The organism is Rhizobium sp. NZLR11, assembly GCF_019685115.1.
In the GTDB taxonomy this organism is placed as follows: Bacteria; Pseudomonadota; Alphaproteobacteria; order Rhizobiales; family Rhizobiaceae; genus Rhizobium.
Genome location: NZ_JABDWD010000007.1, coordinates 240,987 through 261,946 on the forward strand (window position 1 = coordinate 240,987; position 20,960 = coordinate 261,946).

The 20,960-nt window shown below is 64.0% G+C and carries 20 protein-coding genes; 10 read left to right on the top strand and 10 right to left on the bottom strand.

Annotated elements, in window-relative coordinates; translation table 11 throughout:
• The first annotated feature begins 143 nt into the window (after positions 1-143).
• From HJB83_RS14965 to HJB83_RS14975, 3 genes are read left to right on the top strand one after another with little or no spacing between them, the layout of a single operon-like run.
• Positions 144-1,061 (top strand): MBL fold metallo-hydrolase, encoded by a 918-nt coding sequence (locus HJB83_RS14965; RefSeq protein ID WP_221132261.1) that lies wholly within the window; start codon positions 144-146, stop codon positions 1,059-1,061.
• Positions 1,058-1,516 carry a thiol-disulfide oxidoreductase DCC family protein gene (locus tag HJB83_RS14970; RefSeq protein ID WP_221132226.1) on the top strand — a complete coding sequence of 153 codons (459 nt, stop codon included), beginning with the start codon at positions 1,058-1,060 and terminating at the stop codon, positions 1,514-1,516. The genes HJB83_RS14965 and HJB83_RS14970 overlap by 4 nt, the downstream gene beginning before the upstream one ends.
• A complete protein-coding gene (locus HJB83_RS14975) occupies positions 1,513-3,234 on the top strand; it encodes an SDR family oxidoreductase (protein WP_221132227.1) in 1,722 nt (573 codons plus the stop codon). The genes HJB83_RS14970 and HJB83_RS14975 overlap by 4 nt, the downstream gene beginning before the upstream one ends.
• 675 nt (positions 3,235-3,909) lie before the next feature.
• Here HJB83_RS14975 and HJB83_RS14980 read toward each other — a convergent pair.
• Positions 3,910-4,818 (bottom strand): DUF1499 domain-containing protein, encoded by a 909-nt coding sequence (locus tag HJB83_RS14980; RefSeq protein ID WP_221132229.1) that lies wholly within the window; start codon positions 4,816-4,818, stop codon positions 3,910-3,912.
• A 367-nt stretch (positions 4,819-5,185) separates the two neighbouring features.
• Between HJB83_RS14980 and HJB83_RS14985 the strand changes: the two genes are divergently transcribed.
• The gene (locus HJB83_RS14985; RefSeq protein ID WP_207583270.1) at positions 5,186-5,575 is read left to right on the top strand and encodes a hypothetical protein; all 390 of its coding nucleotides are present in this window, start codon (positions 5,186-5,188) and stop codon (positions 5,573-5,575) included.
• 29 nt (positions 5,576-5,604) lie between these two features.
• On the opposite strand, the gene HJB83_RS14990 is transcribed toward HJB83_RS14985, so the two are convergent.
• The gene (locus HJB83_RS14990; RefSeq protein WP_207583269.1) at positions 5,605-5,850 is read right to left on the bottom strand and encodes a hypothetical protein; all 246 of its coding nucleotides are present in this window, start codon (positions 5,848-5,850) and stop codon (positions 5,605-5,607) included.
• Between the two features lie 104 nt (positions 5,851-5,954).
• On the opposite strand from HJB83_RS14990, the gene HJB83_RS14995 reads away from it, so the two are divergent.
• Entirely contained in the window at positions 5,955-6,152 is a 198-nt protein-coding gene (locus HJB83_RS14995; protein WP_207583268.1) for a hypothetical protein, read from the top strand.
• A 366-nt stretch (positions 6,153-6,518) separates the two neighbouring features.
• On the top strand, positions 6,519-6,794 hold the full coding sequence (locus HJB83_RS15000) for a hypothetical protein (RefSeq protein ID WP_221132230.1): 276 nt from the start codon (positions 6,519-6,521) through the stop codon (positions 6,792-6,794).
• Between the two features lie 44 nt (positions 6,795-6,838).
• Here HJB83_RS15000 and ppdK read toward each other — a convergent pair whose 3' ends face one another.
• From ppdK to HJB83_RS15025, 5 genes are all read right to left on the bottom strand, one after another.
• On the bottom strand, positions 6,839-9,547 hold the full coding sequence (ppdK, locus tag HJB83_RS15005; protein WP_221132231.1) for a pyruvate, phosphate dikinase: 2,709 nt from the start codon (positions 9,545-9,547) through the stop codon (positions 6,839-6,841).
• 605 nt (positions 9,548-10,152) lie between these two features.
• On the bottom strand, positions 10,153-13,614 hold the full coding sequence (locus HJB83_RS15010; protein ID WP_221132232.1) for a chromosome segregation SMC family protein: 3,462 nt from the start codon (positions 13,612-13,614) through the stop codon (positions 10,153-10,155).
• A gap of 102 nt (positions 13,615-13,716) precedes the next feature.
• On the bottom strand, positions 13,717-14,487 hold the full coding sequence (locus HJB83_RS15015; RefSeq protein WP_405049172.1) for a DsbA family protein: 771 nt from the start codon (positions 14,485-14,487) through the stop codon (positions 13,717-13,719).
• A 235-nt stretch (positions 14,488-14,722) separates the two neighbouring features.
• Positions 14,723-14,947, bottom strand: a complete 225-nt coding sequence (locus HJB83_RS15020; protein ID WP_221116926.1) for a TraY domain-containing protein — start codon at positions 14,945-14,947, stop codon at positions 14,723-14,725.
• Between the two features lie 293 nt (positions 14,948-15,240).
• The gene (locus HJB83_RS15025) at positions 15,241-15,738 is read right to left on the bottom strand and encodes a DUF721 domain-containing protein (RefSeq protein WP_221116925.1); all 498 of its coding nucleotides are present in this window, start codon (positions 15,736-15,738) and stop codon (positions 15,241-15,243) included.
• Between the two features lie 108 nt (positions 15,739-15,846).
• On the opposite strand from HJB83_RS15025, the gene mutY reads away from it, so the two are divergent.
• Genes mutY through HJB83_RS15040 form a run of 3 tightly spaced genes read left to right on the top strand, consistent with a single transcriptional unit; the run spans position 15,847 to position 17,937 of the window.
• The gene (gene mutY / locus HJB83_RS15030; RefSeq protein ID WP_207583261.1) at positions 15,847-16,950 is read left to right on the top strand and encodes an A/G-specific adenine glycosylase; all 1,104 of its coding nucleotides are present in this window, start codon (positions 15,847-15,849) and stop codon (positions 16,948-16,950) included.
• Between the two features lie 2 nt (positions 16,951-16,952).
• A complete protein-coding gene (locus HJB83_RS15035; RefSeq protein WP_221132234.1) occupies positions 16,953-17,567 on the top strand; it encodes an HAD family phosphatase in 615 nt (204 codons plus the stop codon).
• Positions 17,568-17,571: 4 nt separating this feature from the next.
• Positions 17,572-17,937: a nuclear transport factor 2 family protein gene (locus tag HJB83_RS15040; protein ID WP_221132235.1), complete on the top strand. Its 366-nt coding sequence runs from the start codon at positions 17,572-17,574 to the stop codon at positions 17,935-17,937.
• Between the two features lie 176 nt (positions 17,938-18,113).
• On the opposite strand, the gene HJB83_RS15045 is transcribed toward HJB83_RS15040, so the two are convergent.
• The 3 genes from HJB83_RS15045 to HJB83_RS15055 all read right to left on the bottom strand — a co-directional run bounded on the left by HJB83_RS15045 (position 18,114) and on the right by HJB83_RS15055 (position 20,069).
• A complete protein-coding gene (locus tag HJB83_RS15045) occupies positions 18,114-19,268 on the bottom strand; it encodes a site-specific DNA-methyltransferase (RefSeq protein ID WP_221132236.1) in 1,155 nt (384 codons plus the stop codon).
• Between the two features lie 124 nt (positions 19,269-19,392).
• Complete coding sequence (locus HJB83_RS15050) at positions 19,393-19,743, bottom strand: antibiotic biosynthesis monooxygenase (protein ID WP_221132238.1); 351 nt, start codon at positions 19,741-19,743, stop codon at positions 19,393-19,395.
• Positions 19,740-20,069: an NIPSNAP family protein gene (locus tag HJB83_RS15055; RefSeq protein ID WP_221132239.1), complete on the bottom strand. Its 330-nt coding sequence runs from the start codon at positions 20,067-20,069 to the stop codon at positions 19,740-19,742. Before HJB83_RS15055 ends, HJB83_RS15050 begins: the two co-directional genes overlap by 4 nt.
• 70 nt (positions 20,070-20,139) lie before the next feature.
• On the opposite strand from HJB83_RS15055, the gene HJB83_RS15060 reads away from it, so the two are divergent.
• Positions 20,140-20,826, top strand: a complete 687-nt coding sequence (locus HJB83_RS15060) for a helix-turn-helix transcriptional regulator (protein WP_221132240.1) — start codon at positions 20,140-20,142, stop codon at positions 20,824-20,826.
• Positions 20,827-20,960 lie beyond the last annotated feature (134 nt).

The window sequence follows — 20,960 nt, forward strand, 5'->3', positions numbered from 1 at the left end:
GCCTGCTCAAATCGACGCCTGATTAGCAAAGCTCTCCGTCCGTCACAATGACTAAGTTGCGCCTCAAGCAGATTTATGCGCGCGCGGGGCGGTGGGCCGTGCTAGGAATTGGCGGTGTCATCGGCCTCGAGATCATTGCCTTCATGGACAGTCCCGCATTCGACCTTGCCTTCGAGCCGGCCTATGGGCGGGCCGTGCCGGTGGCGCCGGGGGTCGAGCGGGTTACAGTGAACAATCCCGGGCCTTTCACCTTTTACGGCACCAACAGCTATATAATCGGCGGCTCGTCGGTCGCGGTCATCGATCCCGGGCCGGAGGACGAGGCGCATTTCCAGGCGCTGATGGCGGCGCTGGCCGGCCGTGAGGTGACGCATATCTTCGTCAGCCACACCCATCGCGACCACTCGCCGCTCGCCCGCCGGCTGCGCGCGGCAACCGGGGCGGTGACCGTCGGTCAGGGGCCGCACCGGCCGGCAAGGCCGTTGCGCGCCGGCGAGATCAATCCGTTTTCCGAAAGCTCCGACATGGCCTTCGTGCCCGATATTTCGATCGGCAACGGCAAGACCATCAAGGGCGACGGCTGGGTGCTTTCAGGCGTGCCGACGCCGGGGCACACGGCCAATCATGCCGCCTTCGCGCTGGACGGCGGCGATCTGCTGTTCACAGGCGATCATGTCATGGCCTGGTCGACCTCGATCGTCGCGCCGCCGGATGGGTCGATGGCCGATTACATGGCCTCGCTCGACCGGCTGATTGCGCGCGACGACGCCCTGTTGCTGCCCGGCCATGGCGGGCCGGTGACGGAGCCGGCCAGCTTCCTCCGCGCGTTGAAGGCGCACCGGCTGGGGCGCGAGCAGGCGATCCTGACGCGCATCCGGGCGGGCGACCAGGGGATCACCGAGATGGTCAAGGCGATCTACAGCGATACCGATCCGAAGCTGCATGGGGCGGCCGCGCTTTCCGTGCTCGCCCATATCGAGGATCTCTTCGAGCGCGGCGAGATTGCCGCGGATGGGCCGCCTTCGCTTTCCGCCCTCTACCGGCCGGCACCAGGGAGATGAGCCAGCAGATGGGCGCCGCTTACAGCTATCGCGACGATGCCGATGTGCCCGATTTTGCCGATGACCGGCCGCTGATCGTCTTTGATGGCGAATGCGTGTTCTGCTCCGGCTGGGTGAAGTTCGCACTGAAGCACGACAAGCAGCGGCGATACCGCTTCCTCGCTGCGCAGACGCCGCTCGGCGCCGCGCTCTACCGGCATTATGGGCTGGATGGGCGCGACTACAAGACCAATATCCTCATCGAAGAGGGCCGCGCCTTCTTCAAATCCGACGGCTCGATCCGCATGGTCGCCGGCCTCGGTTTTCCCTATTCGCTGATCAGGCTTTTCCGGCTGCTGCCGCGGCGGGTGGCCGACACGCTTTATGAATTCATCGCCCGCAACCGGCTGAAGATCGCCGGCCGGCAGAGCTGCATGGTGCCGACGCCGGAGCAGCGCAGCCGCTTCATCGCATGAGCGGCGACAGGCTTTCGCTGCTGATCATCGGCGGCTACGGCACGTTTGGCGGCCGGCTGGCGCGGCTGCTTGGCGATGAACCGCGGCTCAGACTGCTGATCGCCGGGCGGTCGCTTGAAAAGGCAGACGATTTCGTTGCGGATCTCAGAGCCCCGAAAGATGGATCCGAGGGCTTGGGAAGCAGCAATCTGGGGGCGACGCTACAGGCCGTGCGCTTCGATCGTGATGGCAATCTGGCGGAACAGCTGACGCGGCTGAGGCCGGATCTCGTCATCGATGCCTCCGGGCCGTTTCAGAGCTTCGGGGACGACCCCTATAAGGTGGTGCGCGCCTGCATTGGCCTCGGCATCGATTATGCCGATATCGCCGACAGCACCGGCTTCGTCGCCGGCATCAGCGGGCTCGATGCCGCGGCGCGCGCCAAGGGCACTTTCGCGCTCTCCGGGCTCAGCAGCCTGCCCGCCCTCTCCTTTGCCGCGCTCGAGGCGATGGCGCCGCAGTTTTCCCGCATCGAAACTGTGGCGGCCGGCATCGCCCCGTCGGCGCATGTGAAGATCGGCCTCAATGTCGTCAGGGCGATATCGACCTATGCCGGCAAGCCGGTGGCGGTGCTGCGCGAGGGGCAGCCGGCCACCGGGCGCGGGCTGATCGATGCCATGCGGGTGACGATCGCTCCGCCTGACGTGGCGCCGCTTCGCAGCCGGAATTTCCTGCTGGTGGATGCACCTGACCTGGCGCTGCTGCCGCAGCGTTTTCCCGGCCTGCAATCAAGCTTCACCGGGGTCGGCACCGAGCCGCAGGGCCTGCAGCGGCTGCTCGGGCTTACGGCGCGGCTCGTCAGCCTCCGGCTGCTGCGGTCGCTGCTGCCATTGTCGCGGCTGATGCAGCGCGCCAGCCACCGCTTGGCGATCGGCAAACATCGCGGCGGCATGTTCGTGCGCTTGGGCGGCATCGATCATGCGGGGCGGCGGCTGACATCGGACTGGCATCTGATTGCCGAAGGCGATGACGGGCCGTTCATTCCGGTCATCGGCGTCGAGGCGCTGGTGCGCCGGCTGCTTGCCGGCATCCGGCCGGTGAGTGGCGCGCGGCCGGCGGCCGGCGAATTGCAGCTTGCCGATTTCGAAACGGCCTTCCGGCGTTTTCGGATCACCTCGGGCATCCGGCTGGACCATGCGGAAGAGCCGCAGCCGCTCTATCGGCGCATCCTCGGCGACGCCTGGCAGAGCCTGCCGCCGGCGCTGGCGGCGATCCATGCGGGCGGCACGCGCCTCGCCTCCGGCCGGGCGCGGATCGAGCGCGGCAGCGGGCTCCTCGCCCGGCTGATCGCCGGCATCATCGGCTTTCCCGCCGCTGGCGAAGATGTGCCAGTGGCGGTGCGCTTTGCTGCCGATGGTGAGAGGGAGATCTGGACGCGCAGTTTCGGGAGCAAGACCTTCCGCAGCTGGCAGGCCGCCGGCACCGGCCGCGACCGCCACCTGCTCGCCGAGGTCTTCGGGCCTTTCCGGGTGCTGCTGGCGCTGGTGCCGGAGGGCGAGAGGCTGCGGCTCATCGTGCGCGGCTGGCGCTTTTGCGGCATCCCGCTGCCATTGTTCCTGGCGCCCTGCGGCGATACTTACGAGGAGGAGCGGGATGGGCGGTTCTGTTTCCATGTGGAGATCGGCGGGCGGCTGACCGGGCTGGTGGTGCGGTATACGGGGTGGTTGGTGGTGGAGTGAGGGGAGGACGCGACACCTCCCCACTCCCCCGTGGGTCCGAAAGACGGGGCGAGACCAAAATGCGCGGAGCGTAAGCGAAGGCGGAGATGCTGGCGCGACTTCTCTCCAGCCTCATCCTGAGGTGCGTAGCCCACCGGGCGAAGCCTCGAAGGACGGGGCGGGCCACCGGTCCTGCCACATGCGGATGCGGCTGAGGGAATTCATCCACCCGCCCTCGTCCTTCGGGGCCCCGGCGGGGCACCTCAGGATGAGGGCTGATCGTTGTGCGGGCCGCCTGGATCGAAAGACAGAGGCGCTGCCCTATCAAAGCCGCGAATGCGCTGAGCGAAGGCGGAGATGCTGGCGCGACTTCTCTCCAGCCTCATCCTGAGGTGCGTAGCCCACAGGGCGAAGCCTCGAAGGACGGGGCTGGCCACCTGTCTTGCCACATGCGGATGCGGCTGAGGGAACCACCCGCCCTCGTCCTTCGAGGCCCCGGCGGGGCACCTCAGGATGAGGGCTGATCGTTGTGCGGGCCGGCGCGGTTGTGTGATACGGCGCGACGTCGAGTTTGTGGCACCGTAACGGACCTGAATCTGCCGCACCCTATCCCGGCCCTTCGCTTTGGGCTCAGGGCGTTCGCCGCTGCAATCGATTCGCTGGATCGATTGCTGCCGCCTCTGGCGGCACCGCGGCTCACCCACCCGCAATCCCCAGCAATTCGGAATCCAGCGCCTTCAGATAATCGCCGGCGATGTCGGCGCTGAAGCCGAGGTCGTGTTGGCCGTAGCGGGAGGCGACGCGGATGTCGACGAAGGTGGTTTCGGCCTCTTCGCGCAGCCGGATGAGGATATCGAAGCGCAGGCCGAGGATCAGCGTGCGGTTGGTTGCCTGCAGCGTCACGCCGTTGGCGCCGCGGATCAGCTTGGCGACATCGTCGTCATAGGGGCGCGGCGTCGGCACGGGCACGATATCGGGCGCATCGGCGACGGCAGCATCATCGCTCGGCTCAGGCTTGGCCGGCCGGTCCTCGGGGTCGCGGTCGGGCTCGGTATCGCCGGTGGTCCGGATGATGGTGAAGCCGCGCAGCTTGGCGACCTTGCGCACCGCCTCCAGCACGCGGTCGAGTGCGCCCTCATAACGCCGGCCGGTCAGCTCGGGATAGGCGGTCATCTGCTTTTCACGATCCTCCGGCATCACCGGATTGCGCTTCAGCCAGATCTGGTCGGCTTTCGGCGGCGACAGCCAATCCGGCACCGAGACCGGATCGGTGGAGACGTCGTAGATATCCGGCAAGGTCAGATAATGCTCGGTGGCAAAGGCGCCGAGCGCTAAGGGAAAGGCGGCGTAGATCAGCGCGGCGAGTGCGGCCAGCCCGCCTTCGGCGCCAGTCATCCAGAGGCTGCGCAGCCCGACGGCGGCCAGCAGGGCGGCGAGCAGCGCGCCGCCGGCGGCGGCGATCAACAGCAGCACCAGATAGGGGGTGGCGAGGCCGCCGAAACGATGGGCGACCAGCACCGCCAGCGCCAGCACCAGGGAAAACGCCCCGAGCAGCCGCGAAAAGCGGGCGGCGTTGGAAACGGGACGGTCGAAACGGATGGCCATCAAACTTACCGGTTGCTCGTCAGCGCCGCGCCTTCAACCACGCAAATCGCCATATCCCTGTTTAGAGCATGATGCCGAAAAGTGTGAAGCGGTTTTCGGACGACATCATGCTCTATTTCTTTGATTTAGATCCGGATTCAGATTTTAGGCCAGCCCGGCCTAAAATCATCCGGATCTGGGCAAGATTCGGCTGAATTGAAACTGTTGTCTCGGAATATCAGATGGAATTCGCGAGCGAAGACCATGACGAGACCATGATGAAGACCGGGGCGAAGACGGGGCGATTCCATAAGCTCTTGCTGATATGGTAAAAAAGAGCCATTCTGCCGCGGTTTCATCTCCGATTTTAAAGGCAAGGAGCGACGGGATGATTTCAACCGAGATAGCCGCAAGGCCGCAGGCGTCTGCGCTTGGCGGGATCGACCACAGCGAGCCGATGCTGCCGATGGAGCTCGTCGAGCTCGAACTTTCGCTCGAAGGGTATGCCGGCGGCGATGCCGGCTTCTGCGAGGCGGTGCGCCAGGCAGCGCAGCGGTCGGGTGGCGAGCTGCTGTTCGACCTGCCGGCCGGGGGTCTTATCGAGGATTGCCGCCGCATCGCGGTGCTGCGCATTCCCGATGACGGCAGTGAGATGCGCGTCGTGCTGGCGCTGCTCGATTATGCCGGCACCGAAATCCGCATGCAGGCGCCCGATGAGCAAACTGCGCATCTGGTGCGTTTCGCCGAAGCCTTTATCGAAGTGCTGGAGCGGATTTAGAGCTTCGGAGCGTGATGCCGAGAGATGGGCTAGCGCCGCTCGGCCGCCGCTTCCGCAACGCTGCGGAAGGGAAACTTGCGGCCGCATTCGCATTTGATGACGAAATTTTCCTGGTGGTTGGATGGACGCTGCACGCCAAAGCCGCGCGGCAGCCGATCGACCTTGAAATCCGGGTGTTTGCGCTTCGGATCGTCAACTTCCGAGGCTTCGGCAAAGCCCTCATTGCCGCATTGCGGGCAGTTCAGTTTTTTCGAAAATCGATCGCGGATGGCCATGCTCGTTCCAGTGTTTGCAAGCCCCTCATACAGAGGAATCTCCGATGGCGAAAGTGGAACCATATGCGGGGGATGCCGTTCCTTTTTTTGAAAAGGAGGCGATCATGCCCAATAGAGACCCGATGCCGATCCCGAATGCCGACACCCCACGCGGCCCGACGCCGACGCCGGGCATTCCCGACCCCACCCAGCAAAAACCTCCGCTGACGCCGGTGCAGGACCCGTCGGACACGAAGAACCCACAGGACCCACCGCTCGATCCGGCCCTGCTGCCGATTGGGGATCCGGCTGGGGCGGCGTGAGCGTCATCTTCACGCCCGCTCGCTCCTGTGCGGAGTGTCCCCTACCGAAGGATTTGGGCGCACTGTGACAGGCACTGGAACTTAGTAAACGCTGGGCCAATTGAGCACCCGGTGTAGTGTGTCCCTGTTCTCTGGCGACGAGTTTGACGGAAACGCCAACCACACTCTCCGTCATCCCAGGCCTTGAGCCTGGGATCCATACGGCTGCTGCTGATGGATGCGGCGTGGATGCTCGGCTCAAGGCCGAGCATGACGGAGGGTGGGATAGGCGGGAGAAACCGTTCACATCCACTACACGCCTCCCCGCCGCAGCTTGACGCCCGGACCCGAATGGCATTTCCTCAGGGAAAAGCAAGGAATACCCCGATGCGCCTTTCCCTCCTCATCACCATTGCCACCCTTGCCGCCGCGCTTTCCGCCTGCCAGACGATGACGCCGGAGGAGCGGCGGGCAGCGGATGAAGGGCGGTGCCTGAGCTATGGTTTCCGGCGCGGCACGGATGGGTTTGCCACCTGCCTGCAGCGCATCGATCTCGACCGGCGGGCCGAATCGCGGGCGCAAAGTGCCGAGATGATGCAGAGCATGGCCTGGGATCTCAACGGGCCCTATGTCTACCACGATCACTGGCACCATCATCATTAAGCCGGGCGCCCTAAGGGCGTCCGCGGGCACTTGCCGGTATCTGACTATTTCCCCCCGAGGTCTTTCAGACCTCCCGACCGGAAGTCTGAAAGACCTCCTGAGATGACCGCCTGCGCCGCCGCCAATCTGGCGATCGGCACGCGGAACGGCGAGCAGGAGACATAGTCCAGCCCGATCGTCTCGCAGAAGCGGATCGAGGCCGGGTCGCCGCCATGTTCGCCGCAGATGCCGAGTTTCATGTCGTTGCGGGTGCGCCGGCCGCGTTCGGCGGCGATGCTGATCAATTCGCCGACTCCGTCGAAATCGAGCGAGATGAACGGATCGTGCTCGATGATGCCCTTGCGCTGATAGGTGGGGATGAAGGCGGAGGCGTCGTCGCGCGAGATGCCGAAGGTGGTCTGCGTCAGGTCGTTGGTGCCGAAGGAGAAGAATTCGGCGGCTTCGGCAATCACATGGGCGCGAAGGGCGGCCCGCGGCAGCTCGATCATCGTGCCGACGAGATAATCGATCTTCATGCCGGCCTCGTTCATGACCTTGCCGGCGACCTCATCGATGCGCGCCTTGACGTAATCGAGCTCGGAGCGCAGGCCGACCAGCGGCACCATGATCTCCGGCACGACGGCCGCCCCGGTCTCCTTCGCTGCGGCAACCGCCGCCTCGAAGATGGCGCGGGCCTGCATCTCGACGATTTCGGGATAGGAGATCGCCAGCCGGCAACCGCGATGGCCGAGCATCGGATTGAACTCGTGCAGCGCATCGACGCGCTGGCGAAGCGCTGCCGCCTCCATGCCCATGGCGAAGGCGACTTCGGCCACCTCGTCGTCGGTCTTCGGCAGGAATTCGTGCAGCGGCGGGTCGAGCAGGCGGATCGTCACCGGCAGGCCGTGCATGACGGTGAAGAGGCCGGTGAAATCCAGCCGCTGCATCGGCAGCAGCTTGTCGAGCGCCAGCCGCCTGCCCTTCTCGTCGACGGCGAGGATCATCTCGCGCATGGCATGGATGCGCTCGCCCTCGAAGAACATGTGCTCGGTGCGGCAAAGGCCGATGCCCTCGGCGCCGAAGGAACGGGCGGCGCGCGCATCGGCCGGCGTATCGGCATTGGTGCGCACCGTCATGCGGCGGGCGCGGTCGGCCCAGCCCATGATGCGGCCGAAATCGCCCGACAGTTCCGGCTGGATCATCGGCACCTCGCCCTTCAGCACCTGGCCGGCCGAGCCGTCGATGGTGATGATATCGCCCTTCTTCAGGGTGACGCCGATGCCGAGCAGCCGCTCGTTGCGCATGTCGATGCGCATGGTGCCGGCGCCGACGACGCAGGGGATGCCCATGCCGCGGGCAACGACCGCCGCATGGCTGGTCATGCCGCCGCGGGTGGTCAGGATGCCTTCGGCGGCATGCATGCCGTGAATATCCTCCGGGCTGGTCTCGACCCGGAGCAGAATGACCTTGCGGCCTTCGGCCTCGGCCTCGACGGCCTCCTCGGCGGTGAAGACGATGGCGCCGGTGGCAGCGCCCGGCGAAGCCGGAAGCCCGGTGCCGATCACCTGGCGGGTGACACGCGGATCGATCGTCGGATGCAGCAGCTGGTCGAGGCTTGATGGTTCGATGCGCAGCACCGCCTGCTCCTCGGTAATCACCTTCTCGTCGACCATATCGACGGCGATCTTCATTGCCGCCCGGGTCGAGCGCTTGCCGGAGCGGGTCTGCAGCATCCACAGCTTGCCGCGCTCGATGGTGAATTCGATATCCTGCATGTCGCGGTAATGGATCTCGAGTTCGGTGCAAATGCCGCAAAGCTCGCGAAAAGCCTCCGGCATCAGCTTTTCCATCGACGGTTTTTCCGAGCCCGAGGAAATCCGGCCCTCCTCGGTGATGCTTTGAGGCGTGCGGATGCCTGCAACGACATCCTCCCCTTGCGCATTGACGAGGAATTCGCCGTACAGCGCCTTCTCGCCGGTCGACGGGTTGCGGGTGAAGGCAACACCGGTGGCGGACGCATTGCCGAGATTGCCGAAGACCATCGCCTGGATGTTGACCGCCGTGCCCCAGGCTCCCGGAATATTGTGAAGCTGGCGGTAGGTGACGGCGCGTGCATTCATCCAGCTGGAAAAGACCGCGCCGACGGCGCCCCAGAGCTGCACCTCAGGATCCTGCGGGAATTCCTGCTCCAGCTCCTCCTCGATCAGCCGCTTGTAGAGAGAAACGATATGCTGCCACTCGGAGGCGCTGAGTTCGGTATCGAATTCGTGACCGAGCTTGGCCTTCTCGTCTTCGAGGATTTCCTCGAAGGCGTCGTTGCCGAGACCCATGACGACATCGGCATACATCTGGATGAAGCGGCGGTAGCTGTCCCAGGCAAACCGCGCGTCGCCGGCATCATGGCCGAGCGCCTGCACGGTCTCGTCGTTGAGGCCGAGATTGAGCACGGTGTCCATCATTCCCGGCATCGAAACACGGGCGCCGGAGCGCACCGAAAGCAGCAGCGGCTGGCTGCCGGCGCCAAAGCGGCGGCCGGTGATTGCCTCGATGCCAGCAATGCCGGCGCGCACCTCGACCTTCACAGCGTTCTCGATATGGCGGCCGTTCTTGTAATAGGTGTTGCAGGCATCGCCGACGATCGTCAGCCCCGGCGGAACGGGAAGCCCCAGGGCGCACATTTCCGCGAGATTGGCGCCCTTGCCGCCGAGAATCTCGTGATCGCGCGCCCGGCCCTCAGCCTGCCCGTCGCCGAACGTATAGACCCACTTGGTCATCTTCCCCCCAACACCAAACCGGGATTAGCTTAATCCGTTGGTGTTGAGATGAAAATCGACAAATGCGGCAAAATGTTGCGTTGCACAATAAATCTTCGGCACGGCCGCGGTCGAAACGATTGAAAGCCGGTGGGAACAAGAAAAAGGTACAAAAAAAGCTTTGCGGGACTGCAACAATGTCCCGCAAAGCCTTGTTTCCGTCCGGCCAGGAAAACCGGACGGGGGGTCCCACAACCCAGGAACGGTTCAGCTTTTTGAAAAAGGAACCGCTCTGACCATCATCTTACGCAACTCCGGGGAAAACAGATCTGTCCTTCCCTGGAATTACTCTAACGGCTTCCGGTTCTTGCCCTCGCCCGGAAAACCGCACGCAAATTCGACAATGCGCAACGCTTGATTGCCAGCTTTTCAGCTGGGTAATTAGGTTGCGTCGAAACAACTTCTAATGCAAGTCAGCGAAAAGAGCATCACCCAAATGGGGTACAGGCGGCAAGAGAGCCGACCTTTTTTGGTGTTTATTCCCAGTTTTCTGATTTCACGCAATTTCTGGGCGCAAAACCGCGTCACGGCTTTGCTGAAATTGCGCTGATCCAGGCTGGAATTGCTCAGGCGATCTCGCGCAGGCGCTCGGCGGTCTGCAGGTCGACGGAGACGAGGGTGGAGACGCCCTGCTCGGCCATGGTGACGCCGAAGAGGCGGTTCATGCGGGCCATGGTGATCGGATTGTGGGTGATGATGACGAAGCGGGTTTCGGTCGACGCCGCCATTTCATCCATCAGGTTGCAGTAGCGCTCGACATTGTGGTCGTCGAGCGGCGCGTCGACTTCGTCGAGCACGCAGATCGGCGCCGGATTGGTGAGGAAGACGGCAAAGATCAGCGCCATCGCCGTCAGCGCCTGTTCGCCGCCTGAGAGCAGCGTCATGGTCTGCGGCTTCTTGCCCGGCGGCCGGGCCAGGATTTCGAGGCCGGCTTCCAGCGGGTCGTCGGATTCGATCAGCTGCAGCTCGGCGGTGCCGCCGCCGAAAAGATGGGTGAACAGCCGCTTGAACTGGGCATTGACGATGTCGAAGGCGGCGATCAGCCGTTCGCGGCCCTCGCGGTTGAGGCTCTGGATGGCGCCGCGCAGCTTGCGGATCGCGTCGATGACGTCGTCGCGTTCCCTGATCAGCGCTTCGAGCTTGTCACTCAGCTCCTTCTGTTCCTCGTCGGCGCGCAGGTTGACGGCGCCGAGCCGCTCGCGCTCGATCCTGAGGCGCTCCAGCTCGCGCTCGACCTCGCGCGGGTCGGGAAGCGCCTGCATGGCCGGACGCCCGGTCAGCTGCAGCGCTTCGTGCGGGGCGACATTCAGGACCTCGCGGATGCGGCTTTCGCCTTCCTGGCGCTTCTCGCGGGCGGAAACCAGGCGCTCCTCGGCGCGGCCGCGGCGTTCACGGCATTCGGCAAGTTCCGACAGTGCGGTGGTCGCCTTGTGGTCGGCCTCGCGCTGGATGCGTTCGGCCTCGGCCAGAAGATCGCCGGCGTTGCGGCGCGCCTCCTCGGCCTTCTGCAATTCGCTCATCAAAGCGCGGCGCTTGTCGTCGAATTCGTCCGGCGCCAATTCGAGCTCGGCTGCCTCTTCGCGCGCCTCTTCCTCGCGTTCGCGCAGCGTGGCGACGTGCTCTTCAGCACTTGCCGCCCGCTGGCGCCAGGTCTCGCGCTCCTGGCCGATCGCCAGGATGCGGCGCTGCCGGGCTTCATTTTCCCGGGCAAGGCTTTCGTGGCGAGCGCGGCTTTCGGCCAGCGCGCCGCGATCGGTCGCCACCTCCGCCTGCTGGTAGCGCAGCCGCTCGTCGATCGCGGTGAGATCGGGCGCGTCCTCCAGCTCGATGCGGGCATTCTCTTCCTGGATGGCGACCTCCTCCAGCTGCGCGCCCAGCTGGCTGACCGCCTCGCTGACGACATCGCGGCGGCGGATCAGATCGCCAGAGGCCCGCTCGGCGGCTCCAAGCGCATCGCGCGCCTCGGCGAGATGACGGGAGGACAGCCGGCTCATGTCGCGGGCCTCGGCAAGCCGTCGTTCTTCGCCGCGGATCGCATCAGCGGCGGCGGCCTGCCGCTCCTCGGCTTCGGCAAGCACGTCGCGGGCAAGGGCCGCCTCGCCTTCGAGTTCGGCCAGGCGGTTCTTCTGGGCAAGCCGCAGGGCTGCAGCGCTCGGGGCGTCGGCACCTGTCACGTGGCCGTCCCAGCGGTAGACGGCGCCGTCTTTCGTCACCAGCCGCTGGCCGGGCTGCAGCGCCGCCATCAGGCGCTCGGCATCCCCCGCCCCGACCAGGCCGATCTGGCGCAGGCGGCGGGTGAGTGCGGCGGGCGCGCTGATATGGGCAAGCAGCGGCGTGACGCCGGTTGGCAGTGCCGGGTCGCCGGCGCCATCACCATTGTCAGACCAATGAGCCGGGGCCTCGGCAGCGAGCGGCGATTCCAGATCGTCGCCGAGGGCAGCACCCAGTGCTGTTTCGAAGCCGCGATCGACCTTCAGCTCATCGGCAACCGGCGGAAATTTGCCGGCAGCGGCACCAGCGGCAAGCATGCGGGAAATGGTGCGGGCTTCGGTTTCCAGCGCATTGAGGCTCGAGCGGGCCTGTTCGACCGGTGCGCGCGCCAGCGCCTCGGTCTGGCGGGCGGCGGCAAGCGCCTGCTCGACGAGCTGGACGGCGGCTTCGGCGTCGGCGAGCGCGATTTCACCGGCCTCGACGATGGCGCGTTTTTCATCCGGGTCAGGCAGGCCGGCGATCTTGTCGCCGATGGTTGCGAGTTCGTGGTTGGCCTCATTCATCTGGCGTTCGAGGCGCATCCTGCGGTCAGCGAGATCGCGGATGGCGCGCTCCAGCTGGTTGCGGCCGGCAGCGGCCTCGGCGCGCTCGGCGGTCAGCTGGGTGAAGATGCGTTCGCTGTCGGCAAGTTTTGCCGCCGCTCCCTCGAAGGCCTCGCGGGTTTCCTCGGCATAACGGCCGGAATCGGCCAGCACTTCGGAAATCTCGGCCTCTTCGGCATCGAGCCTTGCCAGGATACCGGCATTGTCGGCGACCAGCCGCTCCTCGCGGCGGATATCCTCGCCAAGCTGGGCGAGACGGCGTGTCAGCTCGTCGCGGCGGCGCAGAATGCGGCCGACATCCTCCTCCAGCTGGCTTCGGGCGATCTGCAACCGCTGCAGAGCGGCGGCGGCGCGCGCCTCACCCTCGCGCAGTTCCGGTAGCTTCAAGCTGGCGATGGCCTGGTTCTTCGCCGCCTCCATCTGGGCTTGCGCCTTTTCGGCGACGACTGATGTCGCCTGGTTCAGCGCGCTGTCCGCCTCGGCCTCAGCTTCCTTGGCCTGCACCCAGCGAATATGCAAGAGCATCGCCTCGCGGGCGCGGATATCGGCGGACAGCGTCTTGAAGCGGTTTGCCTGGCGGGCCTGCCGCTTCAGGCTCTCGATCTGGCTTTCGAGCTGCGAGGTGACGTCGTCGAGACGCTCGAGATTGCCCTCGGCGGCCCGCAGCCGCAATTCGGCCTCGTGGCGGCGGGAATGCAGGCCCGAGATGCCGGCCGCCTCTTCCAGCAGCTGGCGGCGGGCCTGCGGCTTTGCCTGGATCAGCTCGCCGATCCGCCCCTGCCCGACCATCGAGGGCGAACGGGCGCCGGTGGAGGCGTCGGCAAACAGCAGTTGCACGTCCTTGGCGCGGCTTTCCTTGCCGTTGATGCGGTAGAGCGAACCCTGTTCACGCTCGATGCGGCGGGTGACCTGGATCTCGTCGCTGTCGTTGAAGGCGGCAGGCGCGGTGCGCGTTGCATTGTCGAGATAGAGCGCCACTTCGGCGGTGTTGCGGGCCGGGCGGTTTCCCGAGCCCGAAAAGATCACGTCGTCCATGCCGGAGGCGCGCATGTTCTTGTAGGAATTCTCGCCCATCACCCAGCGCAGCGCCTCGACGAGGTTGGACTTGCCGCAGCCGTTCGGGCCGACGACGCCGGTCAGCCCCCGCTCGATGATGAATTCCGTCGGCTCGACGAAGGATTTGAAGCCGACCAGGCGCAGCTTGTTGAACTTCATGCAGAAGCTCCGCGGCGCGGGGTGGGCAAGGAGCCGCACCGCAGCCACAAAAAAACGGGCGCACGGCTTTCACCGTCGCCCGTTATCGTCAAACGGATCGGTTCAGAGCAGACTGTCGATGAGCCCCGACAAGGTTTCAACCGGCATGTCTCCAGAGTAGCGCTTGCCATTGATGAGGAAAGTCGGCGTGGCATTGACGCCGAAATCCTTGGAACCTCTTTCCCGCACGGCGTTCACTTCATCCAGAAGCTTCTGGTTCGTCAAGCATTTCGTGAAGCTATCCTCAGTAAATCCGGCGAGCTTCGACATCTGCAGCAGTGCGCTGCGGCCGTCATCGGCGGCGGCCCAGACCTGCTGCTGCTTGAACAGCATCGAAACCATCGGGAAATATTGCTCCGGCGCGCTCAGCTGCTCCGGATTGGCGGGGCTGCAGCGGGCGAGCATGAAGGCGGCGGCGGCACGCGGGTCGAAGGGGAATTCGCGAATGATGAACTGCACCTTGCCGGCGTCGACATATTTCTGCTTGATCGCATCGAAGGTGGTGTTGTGGAAATGGGCGCAATGCGGGCAGGTCATCGACATGTATTCGACGATCTTGACCGGGGCGTCAGCCTTGCCGAGCGCCATCTCAGGCAGCGGGCCGGGCTTCAGCACTGCGGCCATGTCGACATCGCCATCGGATTGCGGCGTTTCGGCCGGCGATGTCGCCGCCGTCTGGATGGTGTCGACATTGGTGCCGTCGGCCAGGGTCTTGCCGGAGGACGAAGCATCGGCAGCGTCCTTGCTGTCGTTGCAGGCGACAAGCGCTGCGGCAGCTGCGGCGATGGCGATCCCACCCAGGAGGCGGCGTTTCGTCAGTTGCATTTCAGACATCTGCATGGGTTCCCCATAAGCAATGAGAGTGACGGCGTGACTGTGCGATATAACGGCTGGCGGCCGCTCACAAGCCACGGTTCACCAACTTCCTTCAAAGAATTGTGACCGTGATGGGACCGCGAGCCAAAATTGCGATCGATGCGTATGCGGATTCATCGATAGACATCGCGGCGGTTGCCAATCCGCACATGCCCAAGCTTTCAAAGCTTATTGCTCGGCGGCTCGGTGAAACTCAATTCTCCATGCCATGACGCGCCACCAGCTCGGCCAGCGGCACGCTATCGCTGTCACCCCGACGGAACTCTTCGAGGCGCTTTTCGGCGAGATAGATATCCTCGAGATCGTTAAGATGTTCGATGATGGCTTGACGTGCATAGAAGCTTTTGCTGCGGCCCGTGCGCTTGGCGAGATCCTCAAGGCGCGCTTCGATATCAGGCGGCAACCGCAAGGCCAGCATGATCTTTCTCCTGTCTGCTATGCAAGTATGGCATCCGAGGCGCTCGATCGCCAGTGGTCCCTCGGATACGCATGCGTATTTCCGAGGGGCTCTAAGTAATGGGAGCAGAGTGCTTGTGCATGGATGCTCGGGTCAAGCCCGAGCACGACGGAGGGCGGGGTAGGCTTCTGCGAATACAGCGACGGTGCGGAGATAGGCGCTATTGGCGCGCGTCCAGCCTCTCGCGGTCCTCCATCTCCGTCATCCCAGGCCTTGAGCCTGGGATCCATGGCCCCACTGAGGACGAAAACGCGCTAGCGCCCACTCCCCCGCTTGCCCATCACCGCGGTCCCTAAGCGCTGGATCGCCTGGCGCAGTTTGTCGCCCTCTATGCCTTCCATCATGCCTTCGAGCTTGCGGGCGGCTTCGCCCTTCAGCGGCGGCGGGGTGCGGGAGCGGCGGGCGGGGTTTGAGACCGGCTTCTGGACGATGCGGATCTGGTGGACGGCGGCAAAGCCGAAGAAGCTGTTGATGCGCTGGATGAGTTCACCCTGGGCATGGGTGAGAAAAAGCGCGCGCGCGCCTTCGCAGGCAATCGTCAGCACACCGGGGCGGAAGCCGCCGACCTCATTGCCGCCGCGGGCCCAGGCGATCTTTTCCGGGCGGGTGCAATCGGCAAAATCCTCGCCGGCGATTTCGCTCCATGAGCCGAGCAGGGCCGTGTTGATGCCGGCGCGGCGCGCCAGGACGGGATCGATCAGCCCGTTCGCCAGCTCGGAAATCTGCTTTGCACCTTTGCGTGGATAACTCATCGAAACCCTTGGATGCCCCTGCCAATCGCACAGGCAATTCGCATCACCGGCTTGATCGCGCGGCACTGCTTCGCCAAGTATAGGCACTTCCCCCGATCCCGGCAAATCATGACGCTCACGAAACCCGACACTCCCTCCGCAAAGCCCCTGCTCGACTGGTACGACCGCCACCACCGCGACCTGCCCTGGCGGGTCTCGCCCGGCATGGCGGCCGGCGGCGTCAAACCCGATCCCTATCGCGTCTGGCTTTCCGAGGTGATGCTGCAACAGACGACGGTGCAGGCGGTCAAACCCTATTTCTCCAGGTTTCTCGAACGCTGGCCTGCGGTGACCGATCTTGCCGCGGCCGAAAGCGACGCGGTGATGGCCGCCTGGGCGGGGCTTGGCTATTACGCGCGGGCCCGCAACCTGAAGAAATGCGCCGAAGCAGTGGCGAAAGAGCATGGCGGCGTCTTTCCCGATACCGAAGAAGGGCTCAAATCCCTGCCCGGGATCGGCGACTATACGGCAGCGGCCGTCGCGGCCATTGCCTTCAACCGGCAGGCGGCGGTGATGGACGGCAATGTCGAGCGGGTGATCTCCAGGCTCTATGCGATCGACACGCCGCTTCCGGCGGGAAAGCCACTGATGAAGCAGAAGGTGGCGGCGCTGACGCCGGCTCTGCGGCCAGGCGATTTTGCCCAGGCGATGATGGATCTCGGGGCGACGATCTGCACGCCGAAACGGCCGGCCTGTTCGCTCTGTCCGTTCCGCGGCGCCTGCGAGGCGCTGAAACTTTCCGATCCCGAGCTCTTTCCGGTTAAGGCGGCAAAGAAGGAAAAGCCGGTGCGGCAGGGCGCGGCCTTCATCGCGGTGACTGACGATGGCGAGATCCTGCTGCGGCGGCGCATCGACAGCGGCCTGCTCGGCGGCATGACCGAGGTGCCGACAACGGCCTGGACGGCGCGCCTCGACGGCGAAACCTCGGCCTCAGCCGCGCCCTTCGAGGCGGCCTGGCAGGCATGCGGCACCGTCATCCATGTCTTCACCCATTTCGAGCTCCGGCTGTCGATCTGGCGGGCGGCGATCGCCGGCAAGCCAAAAACGAATGTCAGCCCGAATGACGAATGGTGGGAGCCGGTTACAAATCTTGAAGCGCAGGCCTTACCCACAATCATGAAAAAAGCGATCGCGGCGGCTATTCCTCTCGCGTTCAAAACATCCAAGGGATGACCATGACCACCGAGATAAAGCATATTGTTTTCGATATCGGCAAAGTCCTTATTCATTACGATCCGCATCTTGCCTTCAGCCGGCTCATTCCCGATGAGACCGAGCGCAACTGGTTCTTCGCCAATATCTGCACTCATGACTGGAACATCGAGCAGGACCGCGGCCGCACATGGGCGGAGGCCGAAGCGCTGCTGATTAAAGAGCACCCTGCCCGCGAAGAACATATCCGCGCCTTCCGCAAATATTGGCACGAGATGGTGCCGCACGCCTATGAGGACAGCGTCGCGATCATGGAGGGGCTGATCGCCGAAGGGCGCGACGTGACGATGCTGACCAACTTCGCCTCCGACACGTTTCGCGAGGCGCAGGCGCGTTTCCCCTTCCTCACCCTGCCACGCGGCGTCACCGTTTCCGGCGATGTCGGCCTGATCAAGCCGGATCTCGCGATCTACGAGAGCCATACGAAGAGCTTCGGCCTCGATCCCAAGGCAACGATTTTCATCGACGACGCGCCGGTCAATGTCGAAGGCGCCAAGGCCTTCGGCTGGAATGCGGTGCTGTTTTCGGGTGCCGAGAAACTGCGCAGCGATCTCGCCGCGTACGGATTGAAGGTCTGACCCCATGGCTTTCGACCCGGCAGAGGAAATCGACCGCTTTCACGCCGCCATCAACGCGCTGGATTTCCCGGCGATCGAGGCCTATTTCGCCGATGACGCCACCTATGTCTCAAACGGCGTCGGCAGCCTTGCCGGCCGGGCTGAGATCATGGCGGCCTTCCGGAAATATTTCGAAGACTATCCCGATCAGACGGCGGAAAATTCGCTGGTGGAGACACTGACCCCGCTGTCCGGCCGGGCGGTCTGGTCGCTTCGCGCCACCCATAGCAAAACGGGCAAGCCGCTGATCCGCGACGGTGAGGAGACGATCACCTTCAATTCGGAAGGCCGCATCACCCGCGTCGACGTCACCGATTACAAGGATTTCTGATGATTGGGACTTTTTGAATTGAAGACGCCCGGGGTTCGAACCCCGGGCGTCTTAGCCTTCTTCCGCAACTGGAGGGAAACCGGAAGAAGATATTTCGATCCGCCGGAGCATGATGCCGAAAAGTGTAAGCGGTTTTCGGACGACATCATGCTGCAGTTTTCTGATTTGGGTGCTGCTCAACCCACCTTTGCCAGATCACTGCGGATGACGGACCTGAGATCGTCGATCGGGCGCAGGGACTGCCCGTCTTCGAAATGCCAGAAGGTCCATCCGTTGCATGCATCGAGACCCTGCACCTTGGCGCCGAGGCGATGAATGGAGCCGGCGTCGCCGCCTGACGCCACGGTGCCGTCGGCGCGCACGATGGCGCTGTAACGGCGTTTGGCATCGGTCAGCACCTGGCCGGGCTTGATCAGGCCGCTTTCGACCAGCACGTTGAAGGCGACGCGAACTTCGGCCTTCTTGCCGGTCATGACGGTCAGTTCCGCCTTGCCGAGCGGCTCGACGGCGGCGATGCGGGCCGAGGCCGCATCGATATAATCCTGCTCGCGCTCGATGCCGACGAAGTGGCGGCCGAGGCGCTTGGCGACGGCACCCGTTGTTCCCGAGCCGAAAAAGGGATCGAGCACGATATCGCCTGGTTTGGTCGAGGCCATGATGACGCGGGCAAGCAACGCTTCCGGCTTCTGGGTCGGATGCACCTTCTTGCCGTCCTCGCCCTTCAGCCGCTCATTGCCATTGCAGATCGGGAACAGCCAGTCGGAGCGCATCTGCACGTCGTCATTGGCGGCCTTCATCGCATCGTAATTGAAGGTATAGCCCTTGGCCTTGGCATTGGGGCTTGCCCAGATCATCGTCTCATGGGCGTTCTGGAAGCGGCGGCCCTTGAAATTCGGCATCGGGTTGGTCTTGCGCCAGATGATGTCGTTCAAGATCCAGAAATTCAGATCCTGCAGCGTGGCGCCGACGCGGAAGATATTGTGGTAGGAGCCGATCACCCAGATCGAGCCAGTCGGCTTCAGCACACGCCGGCAGGCCAGCAGCCAGGCGCGGGTAAAGGCATCATAGGCCTCGAACGAAGCGAACTGATCCCATTCGTCATCGACGGCATCGACCAGCGACTGGTCGGGACGATGCAGCGTTCCGCCGAGCTGGAGATTATACGGGGGATCGGCAAAGATGATATCGACGGAGTGGCTGGGCAGAGCCTCAAGGGCGCTGACGCAATCACCCTTGATGATCGTGTCGACCCAAGACCCCGACCGAGAATCCGGCCGGGAACCCGACCGGACGGAAGCCTTGAGGCCGGCAAGCGGAAAAACTGATGCCATTCTGATACTCACTCATACGCTTGACGCTTAACTCTCCGTTATGGTTACCCAACTTCGTTACCAAAGCCTGAAGCGGCGGCCGATTTCGGGAATTTATTGCTGATGACATCGCCCCTCCCCGTCCTCACGCCGCATCGTGCACGTTGCGGCTGTCGGCCGGCGCCTCGTCGCGTTCGAACATGCCGTAATCGCGCACGACACTGGCGATCCGCAGGCGGTAATCGGCGAAGATGCCGCCGCGGCCGGCCTGCTGGGCGGCGCGGTGGGCTTCGAGGTTGCGCCATTTTCGGACGGCCTCCTCGTCGCGGAAGAAGGAAAGCGACAGCAGTTTGCCGCGGTTGGTCAGGCTCTCGAAACGCTCGATCGAGATGAAGCCGTCGATCTTTTCGAGTTCGCCGCGCAATTCGCCGGCTAGATCCAGATATTTATGGCGCTCGCCCATATAGGGCACGACTTCGAAGATGACGGCGATCATGACAGCACCAGCTTGGCGTGAGGGGCGGAGACGTTTTTGAGGAAGATTCGATCCTCCTTGCGGATAAAACCTTCGCGCCTGGCGAATTCGTAATTTTCGCGGCCGAGCGGGTCGGCGGCCAGCCTGGCGCGATAGGCCTCGTAGGCGGTGAGGCTTTCGATATTGTAGACGCCATAGGCCGTGGTCGCCGACCCCTCGTGCGGACCGAAATAACCGATCAGATCGGCGCCATTCCTGGGGATGGCCTGACCCCAGTTGCGGGCATATTCGGCAAACGCCTCTTTCTTGAAAGGATCGATCTCGTAGCGGATGAAGCAGGTAATCATCGGTTTCTCCTTTTGCTCTCCATCCTTTTCGCACATTGCTTGACGGCGATGCTTCGGTTACGATCGAAGTATGAAGGAAGGTCCTGATATTGCCCAGATCGGCGCGCTCATCGGCGATCCCGCCCGCGCCAACATGCTGGCGGCACTGACGGGCGGCCGCGCATTGACGGCGACCGAGCTTGCCGGCGTCGGCGGCATCACAGTGCAGACGGCGAGCACGCATCTTGCCAAGCTCGAAGCCGGCGGGCTGCTTGCCCAGCGCAAGCAGGGGCGTCACCGCTATTTCACATTGGCCGACGAGGCCGTCGCCCGGCTGATCGAAAGCATGATGGGCTTTGCCGCCGGACGCGGGCATCTGCGCCACCAGCCGGGGCCGAAAGAGCCGGCGCTGCGCAAGGCGCGCATCTGCTTCGATCATCTGGCCGGCGATTACGGCGTGCGCATGCTCGACAGCCTGATTGCTTCAGGCTCGATCGACGCGGTCGGCGACGGGCTGGCGCTGACCGAAAAGGGCGAAAACGATCTCAAATGCATCGGCATCGATGTCGGCGACCTGAAATCGTCGCGCCGGCCGCTCTGCCGCTCCTGCCTCGACTGGAGCGAAAGACGCGCCCATCTTGCCGGCAGCCTCGGCAAGGCGCTGCTGTCAAACTTCCTCGACAAGAGCTGGGCGCGACGCACGGCTGAAAGCCGCTCGATCCTCTTTACCCCGGAAGGCGACCGGCAGTTTCTGATGCTGTTCCCGATCGATGCATAGGTTTGCTGCGATCTGCAAAAAATTTCAACCGCCGTTCCGGCTAGCCGGAAAGCCGCCGTCGCCAGACAACTCCACTGGGTTGGTTGATGAGAACGACGTGAGAAACGACTTGCTCCCAGTGTTGTTGCGGACCT

Coding starts and splice junctions, on each gene's coding strand:
- HJB83_RS14975 (WP_221132227.1), top strand. CDS start 1,513: ATGAGCGGCGACAGGCTTTCGCTGCTGATCATCGGCGGCTACGGCACG.
- HJB83_RS14970 (WP_221132226.1), top strand. CDS start 1,058: ATGAGCCAGCAGATGGGCGCCGCTTACAGCTATCGCGACGATGCCGAT.
- HJB83_RS15010 (WP_221132232.1), bottom strand. CDS start 13,614: ATGAAGTTCAACAAGCTGCGCCTGGTCGGCTTCAAATCCTTCGTCGAG.
- ppdK (WP_221132231.1), bottom strand. CDS start 9,547: ATGACCAAGTGGGTCTATACGTTCGGCGACGGGCAGGCTGAGGGCCGG.
- HJB83_RS15040 (WP_221132235.1), top strand. CDS start 17,572: ATGGCTTTCGACCCGGCAGAGGAAATCGACCGCTTTCACGCCGCCATC.
- HJB83_RS14995 (WP_207583268.1), top strand. CDS start 5,955: ATGCCCAATAGAGACCCGATGCCGATCCCGAATGCCGACACCCCACGC.
- HJB83_RS15045 (WP_221132236.1), bottom strand. CDS start 19,268: ATGGCATCAGTTTTTCCGCTTGCCGGCCTCAAGGCTTCCGTCCGGTCG.
- HJB83_RS15035 (WP_221132234.1), top strand. CDS start 16,953: ATGACCACCGAGATAAAGCATATTGTTTTCGATATCGGCAAAGTCCTT.
- HJB83_RS14985 (WP_207583270.1), top strand. CDS start 5,186: ATGATTTCAACCGAGATAGCCGCAAGGCCGCAGGCGTCTGCGCTTGGC.
- HJB83_RS14990 (WP_207583269.1), bottom strand. CDS start 5,850: ATGGCCATCCGCGATCGATTTTCGAAAAAACTGAACTGCCCGCAATGC.
- HJB83_RS15055 (WP_221132239.1), bottom strand. CDS start 20,069: ATGATTACCTGCTTCATCCGCTACGAGATCGATCCTTTCAAGAAAGAG.
- HJB83_RS15000 (WP_221132230.1), top strand. CDS start 6,519: ATGCGCCTTTCCCTCCTCATCACCATTGCCACCCTTGCCGCCGCGCTT.
- HJB83_RS15050 (WP_221132238.1), bottom strand. CDS start 19,743: ATGATCGCCGTCATCTTCGAAGTCGTGCCCTATATGGGCGAGCGCCAT.
- HJB83_RS15060 (WP_221132240.1), top strand. CDS start 20,140: ATGAAGGAAGGTCCTGATATTGCCCAGATCGGCGCGCTCATCGGCGAT.
- mutY (WP_207583261.1), top strand. CDS start 15,847: ATGACGCTCACGAAACCCGACACTCCCTCCGCAAAGCCCCTGCTCGAC.
- HJB83_RS14965 (WP_221132261.1), top strand. CDS start 144: ATGGACAGTCCCGCATTCGACCTTGCCTTCGAGCCGGCCTATGGGCGG.
- HJB83_RS15020 (WP_221116926.1), bottom strand. CDS start 14,947: ATGCTGGCCTTGCGGTTGCCGCCTGATATCGAAGCGCGCCTTGAGGAT.
- HJB83_RS15015 (WP_405049172.1), bottom strand. CDS start 14,487: ATGTCTGAAATGCAACTGACGAAACGCCGCCTCCTGGGTGGGATCGCC.
- HJB83_RS14980 (WP_221132229.1), bottom strand. CDS start 4,818: ATGGCCATCCGTTTCGACCGTCCCGTTTCCAACGCCGCCCGCTTTTCG.
- HJB83_RS15025 (WP_221116925.1), bottom strand. CDS start 15,738: ATGAGTTATCCACGCAAAGGTGCAAAGCAGATTTCCGAGCTGGCGAAC.